This window comes from Microbispora bryophytorum (genome assembly GCF_006874465.1).
Classification (GTDB): Bacteria; Actinomycetota; Actinomycetes; order Streptosporangiales; family Streptosporangiaceae; genus Microbispora; species Microbispora bryophytorum.
Genome location: NZ_VIRL01000005.1, coordinates 138,120 through 154,884 on the forward strand (window position 1 = coordinate 138,120; position 16,765 = coordinate 154,884).

Here is a 16,765-nt window from a genome sequence, read left to right on the forward strand (position 1 = left end):
CCGTCGGTGGTCCACCGGTTCGCGGAAACCACTTCGCGGGAAATCCCGTGGCGGGAGACCCCGTCGCGGGAAACCACGGGGTACGACCCGGGGCGAGGGGGTGGGGCGCATGCGGCTGGCGGGGGCGCGGGTGCTCGTCACGGGGGCGTCGTCGGGCATCGGCGCGGCCACGGCGCTGGAGCTGTCGGCGCGCGGCGCGCGTCTGGTGCTGTCCGGGCGCGACCAGGAGGCGCTCGCCGGCGTCGCCGCCAGGACCGGCGGGCAGGTCGTGCCCGCCGACCTGTCCGACCCCTCGGCCGACCTCGCCGTACGCGCGGGACCGGTGGACGTGCTGGTGGCCTGCGCGGGCGAGGGCTGGAGCGGGCCGCTCGCCCGGATGCCCGGCGGCACGGCCGAACGCATGATCGCGGTCAACCTGACGGCGCACGTGCGGCTCACCCGGCTGCTGCTGCCCGGGATGCTGGAGCGCGGCCGGGGTCACCTCGTCTACGTCGCCTCGATCGCCGGCGCGGTGGGCGTGCGGGAGGAGGCGGTGTACGCCGCGACCAAGGCGGGCCTGCTGGCCTTCGCCGAGAGCCTGCGGTACGAGCTGCCCGCCGTCGACGGGAACGGGAACGGCGTCGGCGTGACGTCCGTGGTGCCCGGGGTGGTCGACACGGCGTTCTTCGCCCGGCGCGGCAGGCCGTACACGCGCCGCAGGCCGGCGCCCGTCCCGCCGGAGCGGGTGGCGCGGGCCATCGCGGCCGCCGTCGAGCGCGACCGCGCCGAGGTGTACGTGCCTGCCTGGCTGCGGCTGCCCGCCCGCCTGCACGGGGCCGCGCCCGGAGCGTTCCGCGCCCTCGCCCGCCGCTTCGGGCGGCCCTGAGTTCAGCCCCTGAGATTCAGCCCCTGAGGCTCAGGCGCCGCGCAGCGCGCGCAGGGACTCGCGCAGCGAGCCGAGGGTGGCGAAGACCGCCGTCGGCTCGTAGCCGCAGTGCGCCATGCAGTTGGCGCAGCGCGGGTCCCGCCCCCGACCGTAGGAGCTCCAGTCGGTCTCCTCGACCAGCTCCCGATAGCTCTGCGCGTACCCGTCGGCCATCAGGTAGCAGGGCCGCTGCCAGCCGAACACCGAGTAGGACGGGATCGCCCAGGCCGTGCAGGGGAAGTCGGCCTTCCCCTCCAGGAAGTCGAGGAACAGCGGCGAGTGGTTGAACCGCCAGCGCTTGCGGTTGCCGCCCGCGAACGCGGCGCGAAACATCTCCCGCGTCTGCCGCACCCCCAGGAAGCAGTCCTGGTCTGGCGCCTTCTCGTACGCGTACCCGGGCGAGATCATCATCTGGTCGACGCCCAGGTCGTCGTTGAGGAAGTCGAGCACCTCGATCACGGTGCGCGGGCTGTCCCCGGCGAAGAACGTGGTGTTGGTGGTGACCCGGAAGCCGCGCCGCCGGCACTCGCGCACCGCCGCGACCGCCTCGTCGAACACCCCCTCCTTGCACACCGACGCGTCGTGCCGCTCGCGCAGGCCGTCGATGTGCACGGCCCAGGCGAAGTACGGCGAGGGCGTGAACCGTTCGATCTTGCGCGGGATCAGCAGCGCGTTGGTGCACAGGAAGACGTATTTCCTGCGGGCCACCAGTTCCTCGACCATCTCCCCGATCTGGGGGTGCATGAGCGGTTCCCCGCCGGCGATCGACACCATCGGGGCGCCGCACTCCTCGACGGCGGCCACCGCCTGCTCGACCGGCATGCGCTGCTTCAGCACCCCGGCCGGGTGCTGGATCTTCCCGCAGCCCGCGCACTTCAGGTTGCACGCGAACAACGGCTCAAGCTCCACCAGCAGGGGAAATCTCTCCCGCCGGCGCAGCCGCTGGGCCAGGATGTACGCACCGACACGCAGACTCTGGCGTACGGGCATCGGCATCAGGGCCGCACCTCCTTCGGCAATGTGAACTCGACGTTCTCCTCGGTCACCCGCCGTTCCTCCACCTCCAGCGGGCCGAGCCCGCCGAGGGCGGCCACGACGGCGTCCACCATCGCGCCGGGGGTGGACGCCCCGGCGGTCAGCCCGACCGTCCGCGCCCCCCGCAGCCAATCGAGCGCGATGTCGCCCGGATCGTCGATCAGGCGGGCGAGCGGCGCCTGTCGCGCGGCGACCTCGGTGAGGCGCAGGGCGTTGGAGGAGTTGGCCGAGCCGACGACCAGCACCAGGTCGGCCTGCGCGGCGACGGCCCGCACCGCGTGCTGCCGGTTGGTCGTCGCGTAGCAGATGTCGTCGCCGCGCGGGCCCTCGGCGTCCGGGAAGCGCCGCCGGATCGCCGCCGCGACCCGCCCGGCCTCGTCGGCCGCCAGCGTGGTCTGGGTCAGGTAGGCGACCCCGCGCCCCCACGGCACGTTCTGCGCCGCGTCGGCCACCCCGGCCTCGTCCTCGACCAGCACGCCCGCGCCGGGCACCTCCCCGAGCACGCCCTCGACCTCCTCGTGCCCGGCGTGGCCGATCAGCACGACGAGGTCGCCCCGCGCGGCGAACCTGCGGGCCTCCGCGTGGACCTTCGCGACAAGCGGGCACGTCGCGTCGACGACGCGCAGCCCGCGCCGCCCCGCCTCCTCCCGCACGGCGGGCGCGACCCCGTGCGCGGAGAAGACGGTGACCGCGCCTTCCGGCACCTCGGCGAGGTCGTCGACGAACACCGCGCCGCGCCGCTCCAGGTCGCGTACGACGTGGATGTTGTGCACGATCTGCTTGCGCACGTACACGGGCGCGCCGAACCGGTCCAGCGCGCGCTCCACGATCTCGATGGCCCGCTCGACCCCGGCGCAGAACGAGCGGGGCGAGGCCAGCAGGACCCGCCGCGGCCCCGCCGCCGCCGCCCAGCGCGCCAGCACCGGGCCGATCCGGGCGAGCGTGCGCCGCGCGGCGACCGCGCCGCCCATCGTGGCGAGGTTCAGCAGGGGCGCGTCGGGAGTGTCCACGATGACCCGCACGGCCGCGAACGGCCGGGCCCCCGCCGCCTCGGCCAGCGGGGCGCTTTCCATGTCGACGGCGCAGGCGCCCTCGCGGGCCAGCGCGTGCCGCCCGCGGCCGGTGACGACGTGCGGGGAGGTGACGAGCGGGCCGGTGCGGGCCGGCAGCCCGGCGCGGAGGAGCTCTCCGGCGAGCAGCGGGGCCGACGGGCACGGCCAGACCCGGTCGCCGGAGCGGACCTCGGTGGCGACGAGCACGTCCCCGGGGCGCAGCCCGTCGTGGACGGCGCCGCCGAAGCCGGTGACGGCGAGGGCGGCGGCGGGCGGGAGCAGGGCCGCGGCGCGCGCCGCCCGGTCGGGGCCCATCCCGACCCGCACGACCCGGATCCGCGGATGGTCGCCCCCGAGCTCCGGCCGCAGGCCGCGAGCGACGGCCCGGGCCTCCATTCCCAGCGCGGTGCACACGATCAGATCGGTCATGGCGTCGCCCAGATCGGTCATGGTGTGGCCTCCGGTCCGGCCGTCTCGTGCAGGCGCAGGTAGCGGCCGAGCGCGCTGACCGGGAAGACGAGGCGGTAGAGGTGGTAGTTGATGGAGAAGTCGCCGGGGAAGCCCGTCCCGGTGTAGTGCGGCTCGTCCCAGGTGCCATCGGGGCGCTGGGTGTCGGCCAGCCAGGCCACGCCCCTGTCCACGGACGGCCCTCGCTCCCCGGCCGCGAGCAGGCCGATGAGGGCCCAGGCCGTCTGGGACGCGGTCGGCTCGCCCCGCCCGATCCAGGCGGGGTCGCGGTAGGAGCGCATGTCCTCGCCCCAGCCGCCGCTGGGATGCTGGTGCGCCCGCAGCCAGGCGACGGCCCGCCGCACGCAGGGGGCTCCCGGCCGCACCCCGGCCGCCACGAGGGCGGGCAGCACCGCGCCGGTGCCGTACACGTGGTTGGCCCCCCAGCGGCCGAACCACGAGCCGTCGGCCTCCTGCGCCCGCAGCAGCCACACCACGGCCCGCCGTACGACGGGGGAGCGGGCCATGCCCTCGACCGCGAGCGCCTCGACCACGTGCGCGGTCACGTCGGCCGACGGCGGGTCGACGACCGCGCCGAAGTCGCAGAACGGCAGCCGCAGGCACAGCTCGCGGGTGTTGTCGGCGTCGAAGGCGGCGAAGCCGCCGTCGCGGGAGACCATCCCGGCCATCCACCGCAGCCCCCGCTCCAGCGCCGGCCGGGCGTCGGGCCGGCGCAACCGGCGCAGCGCGAGGATCACCTCGGCCGTGTCGTCGACGTCGGGGTAGCCGTCGTTGTCGAACTCGAACGCCCATCCGCCCGGCGCGAGACCGGGACGCCGCACCGTCCAGTCGCCCGGCCCTCGGATCTCCTCGCGCAGCAGCCACTCGCCCGCCTGGGTGAGCGCGGCATGGTCGCGGGGCAGGCCGGCGTCCAGGAGGGCGGTCATCGCGAGCGCGGTGTCCCAGACCGGCGACTGGCACGCCTCCAGCCTGCGCGTGCCGTCCTCCCTGATGGTGAACCTGTCCAGCCCCGCCAGGCCGGAGCGCATGACGGGGTGCTCGATGCCGTACCCGCTCAGGTGCAACGCGATCAGCGAGTAGACCCAGGGAGGCTGGATGCCGCCCCATGAGCCGTCGGCCTCCTGCCGGGCCATGACCCACTCGACGGCCCGCCTCAGGGCGGCGCGGCGAAGCCCGGCGACCGGGCGCCGTTCATACCGGTGCAGGGCGCGGTCGAGGGCCGCGAACGCCGCGTCCCAGCCGGTGCGCGGCGCCCGCCGCACGGGCCTTCCGGTGCGCAGCTCGGGCAGGCCGAACGGCAGCGGCCGGACCGGCCGGTGCGCGGTCACGATCGTGAGCGGGACGATGGTCTGCCGCGCCCAGCAGGCCCAGTCGTAGACGTTCAGCGGGCACCACGGCGGCAGGAACATGATCTCCGGGGGGATGACCGGCAGGTCCTCCCACCGCCACTGCCCGAACAGGGCGAGCCAGATCCGGGTGAAGACCCGGGCCGACTCGACGCCGCCGGCTCCGCGCACGCACGCCGCCGCGGCGCGCATGTGCGGAGCCGAGGGCGGGTCGCCCGCGAGCCGCAGCGCGACGTACGCCTCGACCGTGGTGGACACATCGGCGGGCCCGTCATGGAAGTTGGCCCAGCTGCCGTCCTCACGCTGCTGCGACCTGATCCACCGGGCGGCCTCGGCGGTCTCCTCGTCGGTCCGCACGCCCAGGAACTCGCGCAGCAGGAGGTCCTCGGCGTCCATGGTCACGTTGGTCTGGAGCTCGCCCTTCCACCAGCCCTCGGGCGCCTGCAGGCCGAGCAGGTGGTCGCGGGCCGCCTTCAGGGCGGTCGCGGCGCGGGCGGCGCCGGTGGCGACCCCCGTGGCGACTCCCGTTTCGACTCCCGTTTCGACTCCGGCGGTGACGCCGGTGGTGACGCCGGTCATCGAGCCAGCTCCCGTTCGAGATGCCGCCTGGCGAGGCGGGCCGCGTGGAGTCCGCTGCGCACGGCTCCCTCCATCGTGTCGGGCCAGCCCGTGTCGGTCCACGCGCCGGCGAGGAACAGTCCGGGCCACCGGGTGGCCGCGCCGGGGCGCAACCCCCCGCTGCCCGGGACCTGCCGGAAGGTCGCCCGCCGCTCCCTGGTGATGAACAGGTCCACGACCCGCGCCGCCCGCGCGGCCGGGAGCAGCCGCTCCAGCTCGGGCAGGAACACCTCCCGCATCACGGCCGTGGGCACGTCGATCCAGTGCCGCGCCGCCGACACCGAGACGGTGAGGTACTGGCCCCGGGTCAGCCCGCCGGAGGCGGTCCTGTCGAAGATCCACTGCACGGGCGAGCCGACGACGGCGGCGAACGGCAGCCGGGTGACGGGCCGGTCGTAGACGACGTGCACGTTGACGATCGGGCTCGCCCCGAGGCCCGCCCAGGCATCCCGGTCCGGCGCGGCCTCCGGCGGCACGAGCCGCGCGGCCTGGCCGTGCGGGGTGGCGACGACGACGGCCGACGCGCCGACGCGCGCGCCGCCCACGAGGATCGAGGGTCCGCTCAGGCCCGGCAGGCACGGCAGCACCCGCTCGACCTTCGCCGCCAGCCGCACCTCGCCGCCCAGCCGGGCGATCGCGGACAGCGCGGCGCCGCCGTGCAGGTCGCCCAGGGGGACGGACGGCACGCCGATGTCGGCGGCGTCGGCGCGGCCGAGCAGGGCCGTCCTGAAGACCATCGCCGCCGGGCCCAGCGCCGCCTCGTCGGCCGGGATGTTGAGCGCGGCCACCGCGAACAGATCCCACAGCGCCCGCCGCACGGTCTCCCGCTGGCCGTTTTCGGCCAGCCAGCCGCCGAGCGCGGCCCGGTCGAGGGCGGGCTCCGCCGGGTCGAGCCCGCGCAGCGCGAACGCGCCGCGCGCCGCGCGCAGCCGGTCGGCGGGGGACAGCAGGCGGTAGCCCGCGAGCGCGGGCAGCAGGTGGAGTGGCCCGGGCAGCGCGGCCCGGCGCAGCCGTCCCCGTCCGCCGTGCGGGGTGAGCACGCGTACGTCGAAGCGCTCCTGCAGGCGCACCCGCCCGGTGCCGCCGAGCCGGTCCAGCAGCCCGCGGTAGGCGGTGCAGCAGCGCAGGAAGACGTGCTGCCCGTTGTCGGCCGTCAGGCCGCCCCGGGTGAAGGAGTGGGTGGCGCCGCCGAGCCGGGGCCTCGCCTCGTACAGGGTCACCGGCCATCCGGCCTCCGCGAGCGCGAGGGCCGCGGTGATGCCGGCGAGGCCGCCGCCCACCACGGCCACGGGCGGAACGGCCGCGCCCTCCCCGGCGCTCCGCGTGCCGTGCGCCGTGCCGTTCTCCGTGCCGTTCTCCGGGCCGTTCAGCTGGCCGTTCATCGGGCCGCTCCCTTGATCGCCCGCGCCGCCTCCATCGCCTTCGCCCACGGCGTGAGCGACACGCGCCCGGCCAGCGCCCGGCCGGGGTCGGCGGCGATGCGGGCGAGCAGGCGCCGGTAGATGCCCGCCATCGCCGCGGTGCAGGCCGCGCTGCGCCGGTCGAGCAGCGGGATCAGGCTCATCCCCTCGGCGTACCAGCCGAGCGCCCGCCCGGCCTCGTACCGGATGAGCCGAGCCAGCCGCTCCGGCGGGTCGGCGAACGCCCCTGACGCGTCCAGATCGAGCGTGCAGCCGAACCTGCGCAGGTCGTCGGCGGGCAGATACACGCGGCCCGCGCACCGGTCCTCGCGCAGGTCCCTGAGCACGTTGGTGAGCTGGAGCGCCACGCCCAGGGCGTCCGCGAGCCGCGCGGCCCGCCGCAGCGCCCCGTCCCCGCGTGCCGCCCCGTCGGCGAGGCCGAACACGCCGAGGGACAGCCGCCCGATGGACCCGGCTACATCCCGGCAGTAGCCGACCAGGTCCTCGTAGGACTGGTAGCGCGCGCCCGCGACGTCGTCGGCGCATCCGTCGATGAGCTCCTCGAACGCCTCCAGCGGGACGGGGAAGCGCACGGCGGTGTCGCGCAGGGCCACCAGGACGGGGTCGGCGGGGTCCGGCCGCGGAGCGCGCAGCCCCGTCCGCGCCTCCTCAAGGGCCGCCAGCCGCGCGTCCACCGGCCCGGCCGCGTCGCCGATGTCGTCGATCCGCCGGGCGAAGGCATAGAGCGCGCTGAGCGCGCGGCGCTTGGGCGGGGCGAGCAGGCGGATGCCGTAGGCGAAGTTGCGGGCCTGGGTGCGGACGACGCGCTCGCAGTACCGGTAGGCCACCGGAACCGGCACCGGCACCGGTACGGACGCGGGCGTGACGGGGTGCAGCGCGGGGCCGGGCGGGTGATCGGGAACGGGATCAGGAATCGCGCCGGGAACCGTCACCGTTCACCTCCTTCAGCACGCGTACCCACTCGCTCAGCACCGTGCGGCGGCGCGCGCGGACCGCCCCGCCGAGGACGTCGTGCCGGCCTCGCTCCAGCGCCGCGAGCGCCGCGCGGCCGCCCGCGACGTACCCGGCGACCGCGGTGCGGGCGAACCCGCTCAGCGTCTCCAGCAGCGGCATCCCCTCGTCCAGCAGGGTGGCGGCGCGGCGGGCCTGCAGCGCGACGGCCCGGCGCAGCCGCGGGCAGGTGCGCGAGGCGTCCAGGTCGGACGCGCGGCAGCCGAACCTGCGCAGGTCCTCGCCGGGGAGGTAGACGCGGCCGCGGGCGTGGTCCTCACCCACGTCCTGACAGTGCTCGATCACCTGCAACGCCGAGCAGATGCGGTCCGACAGCCGCGCCCGCTCCGGGGTGGCCACGCCGAAGACGTGCAGGACGATCCGGCCGACCGGATTGGCGGACAGCTCGCAGTAGGCCAGCAACTGCCCGAAGGTGTCGTAGCGCCGCACCACCTGGTCGCGCCGGTTGGCCTCGACGAGGTGGAGGAAGGGCGTCCGCGGCACGCCCCGCCCGGCGACCAGCGGCGCCAGCGCGCCCACGGCGGGCAGCCGCGGGCTCCCCCCGGCGTACAGGCGGCCGAGATCGGCCTCCACCGCGTCGAGCAGGGCGGGGCGCTCGGCCGGGTCCGCCTCGTCGCCGACGTCGTCCACGTAGCGGGCGAAGCAGTACAGGGCCATCAGGTCGCGGCGGTACGCGCGCGGAAGCAGGCGGGAGGCCACCGGGAAGTTTTCCCGGCGCGCGGCGTCGCGTACGTCCGCTGCGGACATGTCTGAAGAATCTCCATCGCAATTCACCACAAAACCCGACGGCCCGGCAGGCGCCTTTGCATGGGCAAGCCCGCGGGAAAATCGGCGCACGCGGCCGGACGATATCAGGAAAAAAGAGCAAAAGAGTGGTCGAGAATAACGCCGAGAGCGAGTGGTCTTTTTTCCGGGTGTTTATGCTTCCGGCCGCAGGTAAAAGCTTGCCGGGACCGGGCGCCGGTGCGGCCGCACGCCGCCGGGTACACCCACGCCGTGGGCGCCGAGCGGTCCGACACGGAGCCCGGCGGCGCGGCAGCGGCCGACCACGCCGGCGAGCGCGCCCAGTGCCGAGCGCCAGGAATCCGGGGCGGAGGTGTGGTCGCAGTCGTGCAGCAGCAGCGTCGCCCCGCCGCGCAGGCCGGGCTCCAGGGTGCGCAGCACCGAGCCGGGCGTGGCCCGTTCCGTCCAGTCCTCGCCCCAGGCCGTCCACAGCACCGGCCGCAGGCCGTGCCACCGGGCCGCGAGCAGCGCCTCGGCGCTCAGCACGCCGTACGGCGGGCGATACCACGACGGGCGTGCGCCGGTGACGGCGGTGACGAGGCTCGCGGCCCTGCCCATCTCCGCCGCGACCCTGCCCGGCGGGGTGACCAGGGCGTTGTGGTGCCGCCAGCCGTGCACGGCGACCTCGTGCCCGGCCCGCGCGATGCTCCGCCCGGCCTCGGGGTGGCGGTCGAGCATCTCGCCGAGGAGGAAGAAGGTCGCCCGGCAGCCGAGCCGGTCCAGCTCGTCGAGGAACAGCGGGGTCGACCGGGGGTCGGGCCCGTCGTCGAAGGTCAGCGCCACGTGCCCGGGGTCGCCCTCGCCGGCGAGGGACGGCAGCAGACGGCGGACCGGAGGCAGCCAGGTGGCCCCCGGCCCGGCATGCAGCAGGGCGGCCAGCAGGGCCGGCCCGGCGACGACGAGCGCGTGAGGTCTCATCGCATTCCAGTGTCCGTCACGCCTCCCCCCACCCGGAAAGGAGGGTCATGAGGGACAGGGCTTTGATCGTCAGCGCCTCGATGGGAGCGGGCCACGACGCCGTGGCCGAGGAGCTGGCCCGCCGCCTGGCCGCCTCCGGCGCGCGCGCGGAGGTCGTGGACGTGCTCGCCCTGCTGCCGCTGCGGCTGGGCGCGCTCCTGCGGTGGTGGTATCGCGGGGTCATGCTGCGGGCGCCGTGGCTGTACGCGCTGGTCTACCGCGTCTTCTTCGTCTCCCCCCGAGCCCCCGCCACCTCGCCTCTGACGGTCGTGGCCGCGGCCGGGCTGGCCCGGGTGGTGCGCCGCGTCCGGCCCTCCGTGGTGGTGCCGGTCTTCCACGTGGCCGCGCAGGCCGCCGGCCACCTGCGGGCGCGGGGGCGGCTGGCCGTGCCGAGCGTGGTCGTGCTGACCGACTTCGCCGTGCACCGCCTCTGGCTGCACCCCGGCAACGACCGCTACCTGTGCCCGGACACGGCCACGGCCCTCGCCGTGACGGCCGCCGCCGGTCGCCCGGCCTTCCGCTGCGCCCCCATCGTCCGTCCCCGGTTCGCGGCTCCGGGCGCCGCGGTGGCGGAGGTCCGGGCCCGCATCGGCCTGCGGGACGGCGACCGGATCGTGCTCGTGTGCGCCGGGTCCTGGGGGGTCGGCCGGGTGGCGGCGACCGCCCGGCTCCTGGCCCGCTCGGGCCGGTACGCGCCCGTCGTGCTGTGCGGGCGCAACGAGCGGCTGCGCCGCCGCCTCGGGCGCCTGCTCGGCCGCGCCGGCGCGGGGGCCGCCGTCGGCTGGCGGGACGACCTGGCGGACCTGCTCGCCTCCGCCTACGCGCTGGTGGACAACGCGGGCGGGCTGACCTGCAGGGAGGCGTTCGCGGCGGGAGTGCCGGTCGTCACCTACCGGCCCATCGCGGGGCACGGCAGGGACGGTGTGCTCGCGATGGCCCGCGCCGGGGTGAGCGTGCACGCGCGGCGCCGCGCGGACCTGCTGCGGGCGCTCGACCGGCTCGAACCCGGTCTGCCCGGGCGGGGCGCGCTCACCGCGCGGGCGGCCGCGCTGTTCACCTCGGCGCCGGCCGAGTCCCTTCTCCTCCCCGGCCTCCTGCTCCCCGGCGATGCCGTACCCCGGCCATGGGAGCCTGCTCCGTGAGCGGCGCGTACCTCGACAGCAGCACGCTGCCGTACAGGATGAGGGCCATGCCCGTCAGCTCGGGCACCACCCACGGGCCGGTGCGGATGTCCTCGCCGAACATCGCCACGCCGTACGCCGTGCTCGCCACGGGGTCGGTCACGGTCAGCGCGGGCTGCACGGCGACGAGCGGACCGCTGTGCAGGGCGTTCTGCAGCAGGAACAGGCTGCACAGACCGGCGGCCACCATGGCCCACAGCGACCAGGAGCCGGCGAGCGTCCGCACGCCCCCCGGCAGCTCCTCCACCGTGCGCTTCATGAGGACGGCGGTGTAGGCGAAGCCGAGGCCCGCGGCGACCCCGAGCAGCACCGCGCGGGCGGGTCCGCCGCTGGCGATGGCGACGGCCACACAGCAGGCGAGGAGCCCGGCGGTCACGCCCGCGGAGACCACCCAGGTCAGCACGCCGGGAAGCCGGCGACCGGGGGTGGGTGAGGCCGCCACGAGGAATGCGGCCAGGCCTGCCGTCAGCGAGCCGACGGCGAGCCACGTCTGCGGGGTGACGCGAACCCGGAACATCCAGCCCGCCACGAGCATCGTGATCGGCAGCTCCGCGACGAGCAGGGGCTGGACGAGCGCGAGCCCTCCCGAGGTCAGGGCGCCCGCCTGCAGCAGGAAGCCCGCGATGAGCGCGGCGATGCCGCCCAGCCAGGCGGGCCGCCGCAGGAGGTCCCAGATCAGGCCGAGCCGGAACGCCTCGTCGGCCGGAGCGCCGCGGGCGGCCTGGCGCTGCAGCACCGACGCGACGGCGTTGGCCGCCGCGGCGAGCACCGCCAGGACAACAGCGATCATGACCCCAGCGCCCCGTTTCCGGTCTCGTCGCGGGCCGTCCCTTCCGGGCTTATCGGTACCCTCCCCGGCTCTGCCCGCCGCATGTCGGCTTGGATAGGCCCGAAACGTATTTAACCGACAATGTCGAATAAGTACGGTAATTTTAATCAAAATCGAGAATGCGAGGATTTAAGGGGGTATGGCTGTCGGCGCAAACGCACGCGGCAGGAAAGGCGGAATCAGACATGGTTGGACCCACCGGCCTCGAACGTCATCCCGACGTCAGCGAACTGCGCCAGACCTACGATCGGGCGGGCTCGACGGCCCCCGCCCAGGTGTTGGAGGGGCTGGCCTTCCTGGCCGGCCTGTATCTGGCCCTCTCGCCGTGGATCATCGGGTTCTTCGGATTCCGGGGCATGACCGTCAACAACCTGATCATCGGCCTCGTGATCAGCGCCCTCGCGCTGGGCCTCGCGTCCGCCTACGGGCGCACCTACGGCATGGGGTGGCTTCTCCCGCTGCTCGGCGTGTGGGCGATCGTCTCGCCGTTTGTGCTGCGCGGGGGACGTGAGGCCACGGCGACGACCATTTGGAACAACGTCGCGATCGGCCTCGTGACCCTGGCGCTGGGAGCCGCCGCGCTGGCGATGGCGCAGGTGTACCGCCGGCACGAGCGGGGCGAGGGAAGCACGCGCAGGCTCGGCAACTGGTGACGGACGAACGCCCGGCCCGCCTTCCGGCGGGCCGGGCGCCGTTTCCGGACGTCCGGGCGGCCGCTGGAACCTCCGCGGCCGCTCAACCTATCGGAGGGTGACGCTGAGGCGGGCCGAGGCGTCCCTGAGGTAGTCGGCGAACGCGCGCAGCGCGGGATTGGGATTGGTCGGGCGCAGGGCGGCGCCCACCCGGCGGTAGAGCTTGGGTCCCTCCACCTGGCACACCTGGATGCCCGCCGCGCCCTGCACGCCGAGGCTCGGCACGAGGGCCACGCCGAGCCCGGCCCGGACCAGGCCGAGCGTCACCTCGTAGTGGTCGCTGCGGCAGCGGATGGTGGGCGTCATCCCTTCCAGGGCGCCGGCCCGCTCCAGCACCGACACCGGGGTCTCGGTGCCGAACGTGGTGATCCACGGCTCGTCGGCCAGGTCGGTCAGCCGTACGCGGGACCGGTGTCCCGCGGGATGACCGAGCGGCATGACCAGGAGCTGCGGTTCGTCGAACAGGTGGACGACCTCGACACCCTTCGGCGCCTTCCAGGGATCCAACGCGTGCTCGAACACGACCAGCACGTCCAGCTCGCCGCGTTCCACGTCGGGCAGCAGCTCGTGCGGCTGCCCGAGCACCAGATCGAGCTCGACGCCCGGGTGACGCGCGGTGAAGGACGACAACGCCATCGGCAGCAGCCGGTAGCCGGCCGAGGCGAAGAACCCGATGCGCAGCTGACCGGCGTCCGCCCGCGCCTGCGCGAGCAGGTCCTTCTCGGCAGATTCGATGAGGTCGAGCACCTCCTGGGCCCGCCCGGCCAGGCGGTGACCCGCGGCTGTCAGCCGCAGGCTGTGCGCGGCCCGCTCCACCAGCCCGACCCCCGCCTCCTCCTCCAGCCGGGCGAGCTGGTGGGAGACGGCGGAGGGCGACAGCCGCAGGGATTTGGCGGCTCCGGCGATGCTCCCGGTTCTGAAGACCTCCAGGAGCACCTTGAGGCGGTGGCTGCTGAGCATTCCCCCAGTATCGGCGACCAGTATCGGCGAATCGGCATCAGACCTGGTCATATGCATCGCGGTGGCGCCGTCCACCGCGCCGCCGGGCGGCGCGTGTTCACGGGCGACCTTCTGTGAAACGCGGCCGCCGCGCCTGGCCGCGCGGTCGGCACCCGGTCACCACTGGCTGATGAGCGGCGGGTCCGGATCGTGCTGCCGCCAGGTTTCGGTGAGGCGGACGAGAAGGGTGGGGGCGGCGATGCCGCGCACGCTTGCGATCTTGCCGCCTGTGATGTCGAACGTCATGGCGAGGACAACCCGGTCGTCGATCACGAAGAGAATGGCGGGGGCGCCGTTGACGAGCGCGTAGTGGATGGCGGGCGTGCCGCCGGCGACGCGCCGCTTCGCGGGTGTGGGTTTGAAGCCGGCTCGCACGACGGCGGCGATGCGCTGCGGAGTGTCGTACCACAGCAGCTTCTCGGCCTGGCCGGCGCCGTCGGAGACCGCGGTCGCGTCGTCGGTGAGCAGCGCCACCAGCCGTTCGGTGTGGCCCGAGGCGGCGGCGGCGAGGAATTCCTCGACGACCCTGCGGGCGGACGCCGGGTCGACTTCGCCGCCGCGGCGGGTGGCGGTGATGCGGCGCCGGGCCCGGTGGAGGTGCTGCTGGCTCGCGGACTCGGTGATGTCGAGGATCTCCGCGATCTCGGCGTGGCTGTGGGAGAACGCTTCGCGCAGGACGTAGACGGCTCGCTCGAGGGGTGACAGGCGTTCCATGAGCGTCAGCACGGCGAGGGAGACCGATTCGCGCTGCTCGAACGAGTCGGCCGGGCCGAGCATCGGGTCGCCGTCGAGGAGCGGTTCGGGCAGCCAGGCGCCGGCGGCGCGTTCGCGGCGGGCCCGCGCCGACCGGAGCCGGTCGAGGCACAGGTTGGTGACGACTCTGGTCAGCCATGCTTCCGGCACCTTGATCCGTTGCCGGTCCGCGGCCTGCCAGTGCAGGAACGCATCCTGGACGGCGTCCTCGGCGTCGGCGGCGGAGCCCAAGAGCCGGTAGGCCAGTGCGGCCAGCCGGTTCCGGCCGGCCTCGAACCGGTCGGCCTCGAACCGGCCGGTGTCGAAGCGCTCCGTCTCGGTGCTGTCCACGAGGATCACCCTCCAGCGGGTGTTTCAGAAGTGAACGGGGGCGGCGATCCGATCGACGGCACCTGCTGAGCCGGCGGGTGCTGTGTGTGGTGGGGGGTCAGGGCGTCGCGTGCGTGGCCTGCTGTGCGGCCGTGTCCGCGACGGTCGAGGTGGGGCGGGTGCGCGGGCCGCCGGCCAGGTGGCGCTTGCGGCCGGGCATGCCGAAGGTGGGGTGCGAAGTGGCCCACAGCGACATCGCGAGTATGCCCGCCTTGGCCCTCGCGACCTTCCGGCCGCCGAGGTACTTCGGTTTTGCCTGTCCCTCGTCGCCGATCATCTGCAGGATCCCGTCTCGCCGTCCGAGGCTGATGTGGTTCAGCGTATAGATCAGCTTGGTGTTCGCGATCGCGCGGCCGGTCAGGCGTCCCACGATCGCCTCGACAGCCTGCCGGCCGATACAAGCGGCCGAAGCGCAGGACATCGGCAGCGGCCGGCCGTTGTCGCCGATGGCGTAGGCGCTGTCGCCGACGGCGTAGACGTTCGGGTGCGAGACCGACCGCATGGTGCGATCGACGACGATCTGACCGCTCTCGGTGACCTCCAGCCCGGCGACGGCGGCGATGGGGCTGACCGCGAACCCGGCCGCCCACACGGTCGCGGCGGACGCCAGGGCGGTGCCGTCGGCGCACAGCACCCGCGTCGCCTCGACGGCTTCGACGATGGTGTGCTCCAGGACGGTGATGCCCAGCCGGTCGCAGGCCTGGCGCAGGTGGCTGCGGGCCCCGGCGGAGAGCCGGGCGCCGAGCTCGCCGCGGGCGACCAGCGTCACCGACAGACCGGGCCGGGCTTCCGCGATCTCGGTGGCGGTCTCGATGCCCGTCAACCCGTCGCCGACGACCACCACCCGCCCGCCTTCGCCCCTGGCCTGGCCGACCATGCCGACCCTGCCGACCATGCCGTCGAGGCGCTCGCGCAGGCGCAGCGCCGAGGGCCTGGCGGCGACGTCGAAGGCGTGCTCCGCCGCGCCGGGAACGGCGTGGCCTGCGCCGCGGCTGCCGAGCGCGTACACAAGCGTGTCGTAGCCGAGCTCGCCGCCGCCGCCGTCATCGGCCACGGCGACGACCTGGCGCTCGGGGTCGACCACGGTGACGCGGGCCACGCGCAGCCGTATCCCCGTGCCCGCGAAGACGTCGGCGAGCCTCGGCGCGTCGACGTGCCGGCCTGCCGCCAACTGGTGCAGTCGCATTCGCTGGACGAAGTCCGGCACGGCGTTGACGACGGTGATCTCGGTGTCCGCGGGGGACAGGCGGCGGGCCAGGGTCCCGGCCGCGTAGGCTCCGGCATAACCGGCGCCGAGTACGACGATGCGGTGCTTCATGTGATGCTCCTGTCGGTTCACCTGCTTCCGGTGAATTGAGCGGAGCAGCGCCCCGATTGCTGACAGGAACTCCATGTGGCCTGGGTCACAGCGGCGGCAGCGTCACCCGAGGCGCTCGCGACGGCCCGCGTCACCCGGCCGGGAGGACGGTCTCCGCTATGGCGAGACCGGCCTGGCGGATCGCCTGGACCAGGGCGTGCTCGCGGCCCGCGGGTCCGTGCGCGAGCACGGCGTAGCCCTCCCACCGCGCCCCGGCCATGACGCCCACCTCGGCCCGCGTCCCGGCGTCCGTGCCGGTCTTGTTCGCCACCCAGACTCCGGCGGCGTACGGCAGGATCTCCGGCGGGTCGCGGTCCTCGGGCTCGTGCGGGAGCAGCGCGGGCACCAGCGCACGGTCGGTGTTGTGCGCCATCCAGCCGAGCAGCAGCCGCTGCCACGGTTCACGCCCGTGCGCCAGCGACCGCATCAGGCCCGCCAGCTCGCGCGCCGTGCCCGAGGCGAAGGCCGGCGGATGCTCCGGGAGCCGGGGCTCGCGGATCATGTCGTGGATCCGGGTCCTGGTCAGCCCGAGCGCGGCGGCGGCCGCGTCCACCCGGCCGAGCCCGAGCCGCCGCAGCAGCGCGTTGGTCGCGGTGTTGTCGCTGACGGCGGCGGTGAGCAGCGCGAGGTCGCCGGCCGTCCAATCGCGGGCCGACAGGCCCGTCAGCAGGCCCGACCCGCCCGCGTAGTCCTCGTCGCGCAGCGTCACGCCCTCGTCCGGGTCAACGACGCCCGCCGCCACGTCCTGCGCGAGCGCCGCGAGCAGCAACACCTTGCCGGTGCTGGCCAGCGGCAGCACCACGTCCTCGTTCAGGCCGAGCACCCCGGGAACGCAGACGGCCAGCGTGCCCGGACAGGCGGCCGCCACCTTCTCCAGCCGCGCCTCCTCCAGCCGCGCCTCCTGCAGCCGCGCCTTCTCCGGCCGCACCGCTTCCGGCGTGCGGCCGTCCGCGCAGTCCGTGCCGCCGGCGGCCTTTCCGCTCATGACGT

15 protein-coding genes are annotated in these 16,765 nt (G+C 74.9%); 3 read left to right on the top strand and 12 right to left on the bottom strand.

Features of this window, described 5'->3' with window-relative positions; all coding sequences use genetic code 11:
• The first annotated feature begins 109 nt into the window (after nt 1-109).
• Nucleotides 110-865 carry an SDR family NAD(P)-dependent oxidoreductase gene (locus tag FLX07_RS12580; protein WP_142570883.1) on the top strand — a complete coding sequence of 252 codons (756 nt, stop codon included), beginning with the start codon at nt 110-112 and terminating at the stop codon, nt 863-865.
• Between the two features lie 30 nt (nt 866-895).
• On the opposite strand, the gene hpnH is transcribed toward FLX07_RS12580, so the two are convergent.
• The 7 genes from hpnH to FLX07_RS12615 all read right to left on the bottom strand — a co-directional run bounded on the left by hpnH (nt 896) and on the right by FLX07_RS12615 (nt 9,556).
• Entirely contained in the window at nt 896-1,900 is a 1,005-nt protein-coding gene (gene hpnH, locus FLX07_RS12585; protein WP_142570885.1) for an adenosyl-hopene transferase HpnH, read from the bottom strand.
• Nucleotides 1,900-3,441 (bottom strand): 4-hydroxy-3-methylbut-2-enyl diphosphate reductase, encoded by a 1,542-nt coding sequence (gene ispH / locus FLX07_RS12590; protein ID WP_223853357.1) that lies wholly within the window; start codon nt 3,439-3,441, stop codon nt 1,900-1,902. The genes hpnH and ispH overlap by 1 nt, the downstream gene beginning before the upstream one ends.
• Complete coding sequence (shc, locus tag FLX07_RS12595) at nt 3,438-5,384, bottom strand: squalene--hopene cyclase (protein WP_142570887.1); 1,947 nt, start codon at nt 5,382-5,384, stop codon at nt 3,438-3,440. Before shc ends, ispH begins: the two co-directional genes overlap by 4 nt.
• Nucleotides 5,381-6,805, bottom strand: a complete 1,425-nt coding sequence (gene hpnE, locus FLX07_RS12600) for a hydroxysqualene dehydroxylase HpnE (protein WP_142570889.1) — start codon at nt 6,803-6,805, stop codon at nt 5,381-5,383. The genes shc and hpnE overlap by 4 nt, the downstream gene beginning before the upstream one ends.
• Nucleotides 6,802-7,776 (bottom strand): phytoene/squalene synthase family protein, encoded by a 975-nt coding sequence (locus FLX07_RS12605; RefSeq protein WP_229689577.1) that lies wholly within the window; start codon nt 7,774-7,776, stop codon nt 6,802-6,804. The genes hpnE and FLX07_RS12605 overlap by 4 nt, the downstream gene beginning before the upstream one ends.
• Nucleotides 7,751-8,602: a squalene synthase HpnC gene (hpnC, locus tag FLX07_RS12610; RefSeq protein WP_142570891.1), complete on the bottom strand. Its 852-nt coding sequence runs from the start codon at nt 8,600-8,602 to the stop codon at nt 7,751-7,753. Before hpnC ends, FLX07_RS12605 begins: the two co-directional genes overlap by 26 nt.
• Before the next feature lie 171 nt (nt 8,603-8,773).
• Complete coding sequence (locus FLX07_RS12615) at nt 8,774-9,556, bottom strand: polysaccharide deacetylase family protein (protein WP_142570893.1); 783 nt, start codon at nt 9,554-9,556, stop codon at nt 8,774-8,776.
• A gap of 47 nt (nt 9,557-9,603) precedes the next feature.
• On the opposite strand from FLX07_RS12615, the gene FLX07_RS12620 reads away from it, so the two are divergent.
• Nucleotides 9,604-10,737, top strand: coding sequence for an MGDG synthase family glycosyltransferase (locus tag FLX07_RS12620; RefSeq protein WP_142570895.1), 1,134 nt, complete (start codon nt 9,604-9,606; stop codon nt 10,735-10,737).
• Here the strand turns inward: FLX07_RS12620 and FLX07_RS12625 are convergent.
• Nucleotides 10,649-11,566, bottom strand: coding sequence for a DMT family transporter (locus tag FLX07_RS12625; protein ID WP_142570897.1), 918 nt, complete (start codon nt 11,564-11,566; stop codon nt 10,649-10,651). The two genes, FLX07_RS12620 and FLX07_RS12625, sit on opposite strands and share 89 nt — an antisense overlap.
• A gap of 224 nt (nt 11,567-11,790) precedes the next feature.
• On the opposite strand from FLX07_RS12625, the gene FLX07_RS12630 reads away from it, so the two are divergent.
• A complete protein-coding gene (locus FLX07_RS12630) occupies nt 11,791-12,258 on the top strand; it encodes an SPW repeat protein (protein ID WP_142570899.1) in 468 nt (155 codons plus the stop codon).
• An 87-nt stretch (nt 12,259-12,345) separates the two neighbouring features.
• On the opposite strand, the gene FLX07_RS12635 is transcribed toward FLX07_RS12630, so the two are convergent.
• The 4 genes from FLX07_RS12635 to FLX07_RS12650 all read right to left on the bottom strand — a co-directional run bounded on the left by FLX07_RS12635 (nt 12,346) and on the right by FLX07_RS12650 (nt 16,760).
• Nucleotides 12,346-13,257, bottom strand: coding sequence for a LysR family transcriptional regulator (locus tag FLX07_RS12635; protein ID WP_142570901.1), 912 nt, complete (start codon nt 13,255-13,257; stop codon nt 12,346-12,348).
• A gap of 156 nt (nt 13,258-13,413) precedes the next feature.
• Nucleotides 13,414-14,379, bottom strand: coding sequence for a sigma-70 family RNA polymerase sigma factor (locus tag FLX07_RS12640; RefSeq protein WP_229689578.1), 966 nt, complete (start codon nt 14,377-14,379; stop codon nt 13,414-13,416).
• A 97-nt stretch (nt 14,380-14,476) separates the two neighbouring features.
• Entirely contained in the window at nt 14,477-15,736 is a 1,260-nt protein-coding gene (locus FLX07_RS12645; RefSeq protein ID WP_142570904.1) for an NAD(P)/FAD-dependent oxidoreductase, read from the bottom strand.
• 130 nt (nt 15,737-15,866) lie between these two features.
• On the bottom strand, nt 15,867-16,760 hold the full coding sequence (locus tag FLX07_RS12650; RefSeq protein WP_142570906.1) for a serine hydrolase: 894 nt from the start codon (nt 16,758-16,760) through the stop codon (nt 15,867-15,869).
• Between the last annotated feature and the right edge of the window lie 5 nt (nt 16,761-16,765).

Coding starts and splice junctions, on each gene's coding strand:
- FLX07_RS12630 (WP_142570899.1), top strand. CDS start 11,791: ATGGTTGGACCCACCGGCCTCGAACGTCATCCCGACGTCAGCGAACTG.
- hpnE (WP_142570889.1), bottom strand. CDS start 6,805: ATGAACGGCCAGCTGAACGGCCCGGAGAACGGCACGGAGAACGGCACG.
- FLX07_RS12625 (WP_142570897.1), bottom strand. CDS start 11,566: ATGATCGCTGTTGTCCTGGCGGTGCTCGCCGCGGCGGCCAACGCCGTC.
- FLX07_RS12580 (WP_142570883.1), top strand. CDS start 110: ATGCGGCTGGCGGGGGCGCGGGTGCTCGTCACGGGGGCGTCGTCGGGC.
- FLX07_RS12620 (WP_142570895.1), top strand. CDS start 9,604: ATGAGGGACAGGGCTTTGATCGTCAGCGCCTCGATGGGAGCGGGCCAC.
- hpnH (WP_142570885.1), bottom strand. CDS start 1,900: ATGCCGATGCCCGTACGCCAGAGTCTGCGTGTCGGTGCGTACATCCTG.
- hpnC (WP_142570891.1), bottom strand. CDS start 8,602: ATGTCCGCAGCGGACGTACGCGACGCCGCGCGCCGGGAAAACTTCCCG.
- shc (WP_142570887.1), bottom strand. CDS start 5,384: ATGACCGGCGTCACCACCGGCGTCACCGCCGGAGTCGAAACGGGAGTC.
- ispH (WP_223853357.1), bottom strand. CDS start 3,441: ATGACCGATCTGGGCGACGCCATGACCGATCTGATCGTGTGCACCGCG.
- FLX07_RS12650 (WP_142570906.1), bottom strand. CDS start 16,760: ATGAGCGGAAAGGCCGCCGGCGGCACGGACTGCGCGGACGGCCGCACG.
- FLX07_RS12615 (WP_142570893.1), bottom strand. CDS start 9,556: ATGAGACCTCACGCGCTCGTCGTCGCCGGGCCGGCCCTGCTGGCCGCC.
- FLX07_RS12635 (WP_142570901.1), bottom strand. CDS start 13,257: ATGCTCAGCAGCCACCGCCTCAAGGTGCTCCTGGAGGTCTTCAGAACC.
- FLX07_RS12645 (WP_142570904.1), bottom strand. CDS start 15,736: ATGAAGCACCGCATCGTCGTACTCGGCGCCGGTTATGCCGGAGCCTAC.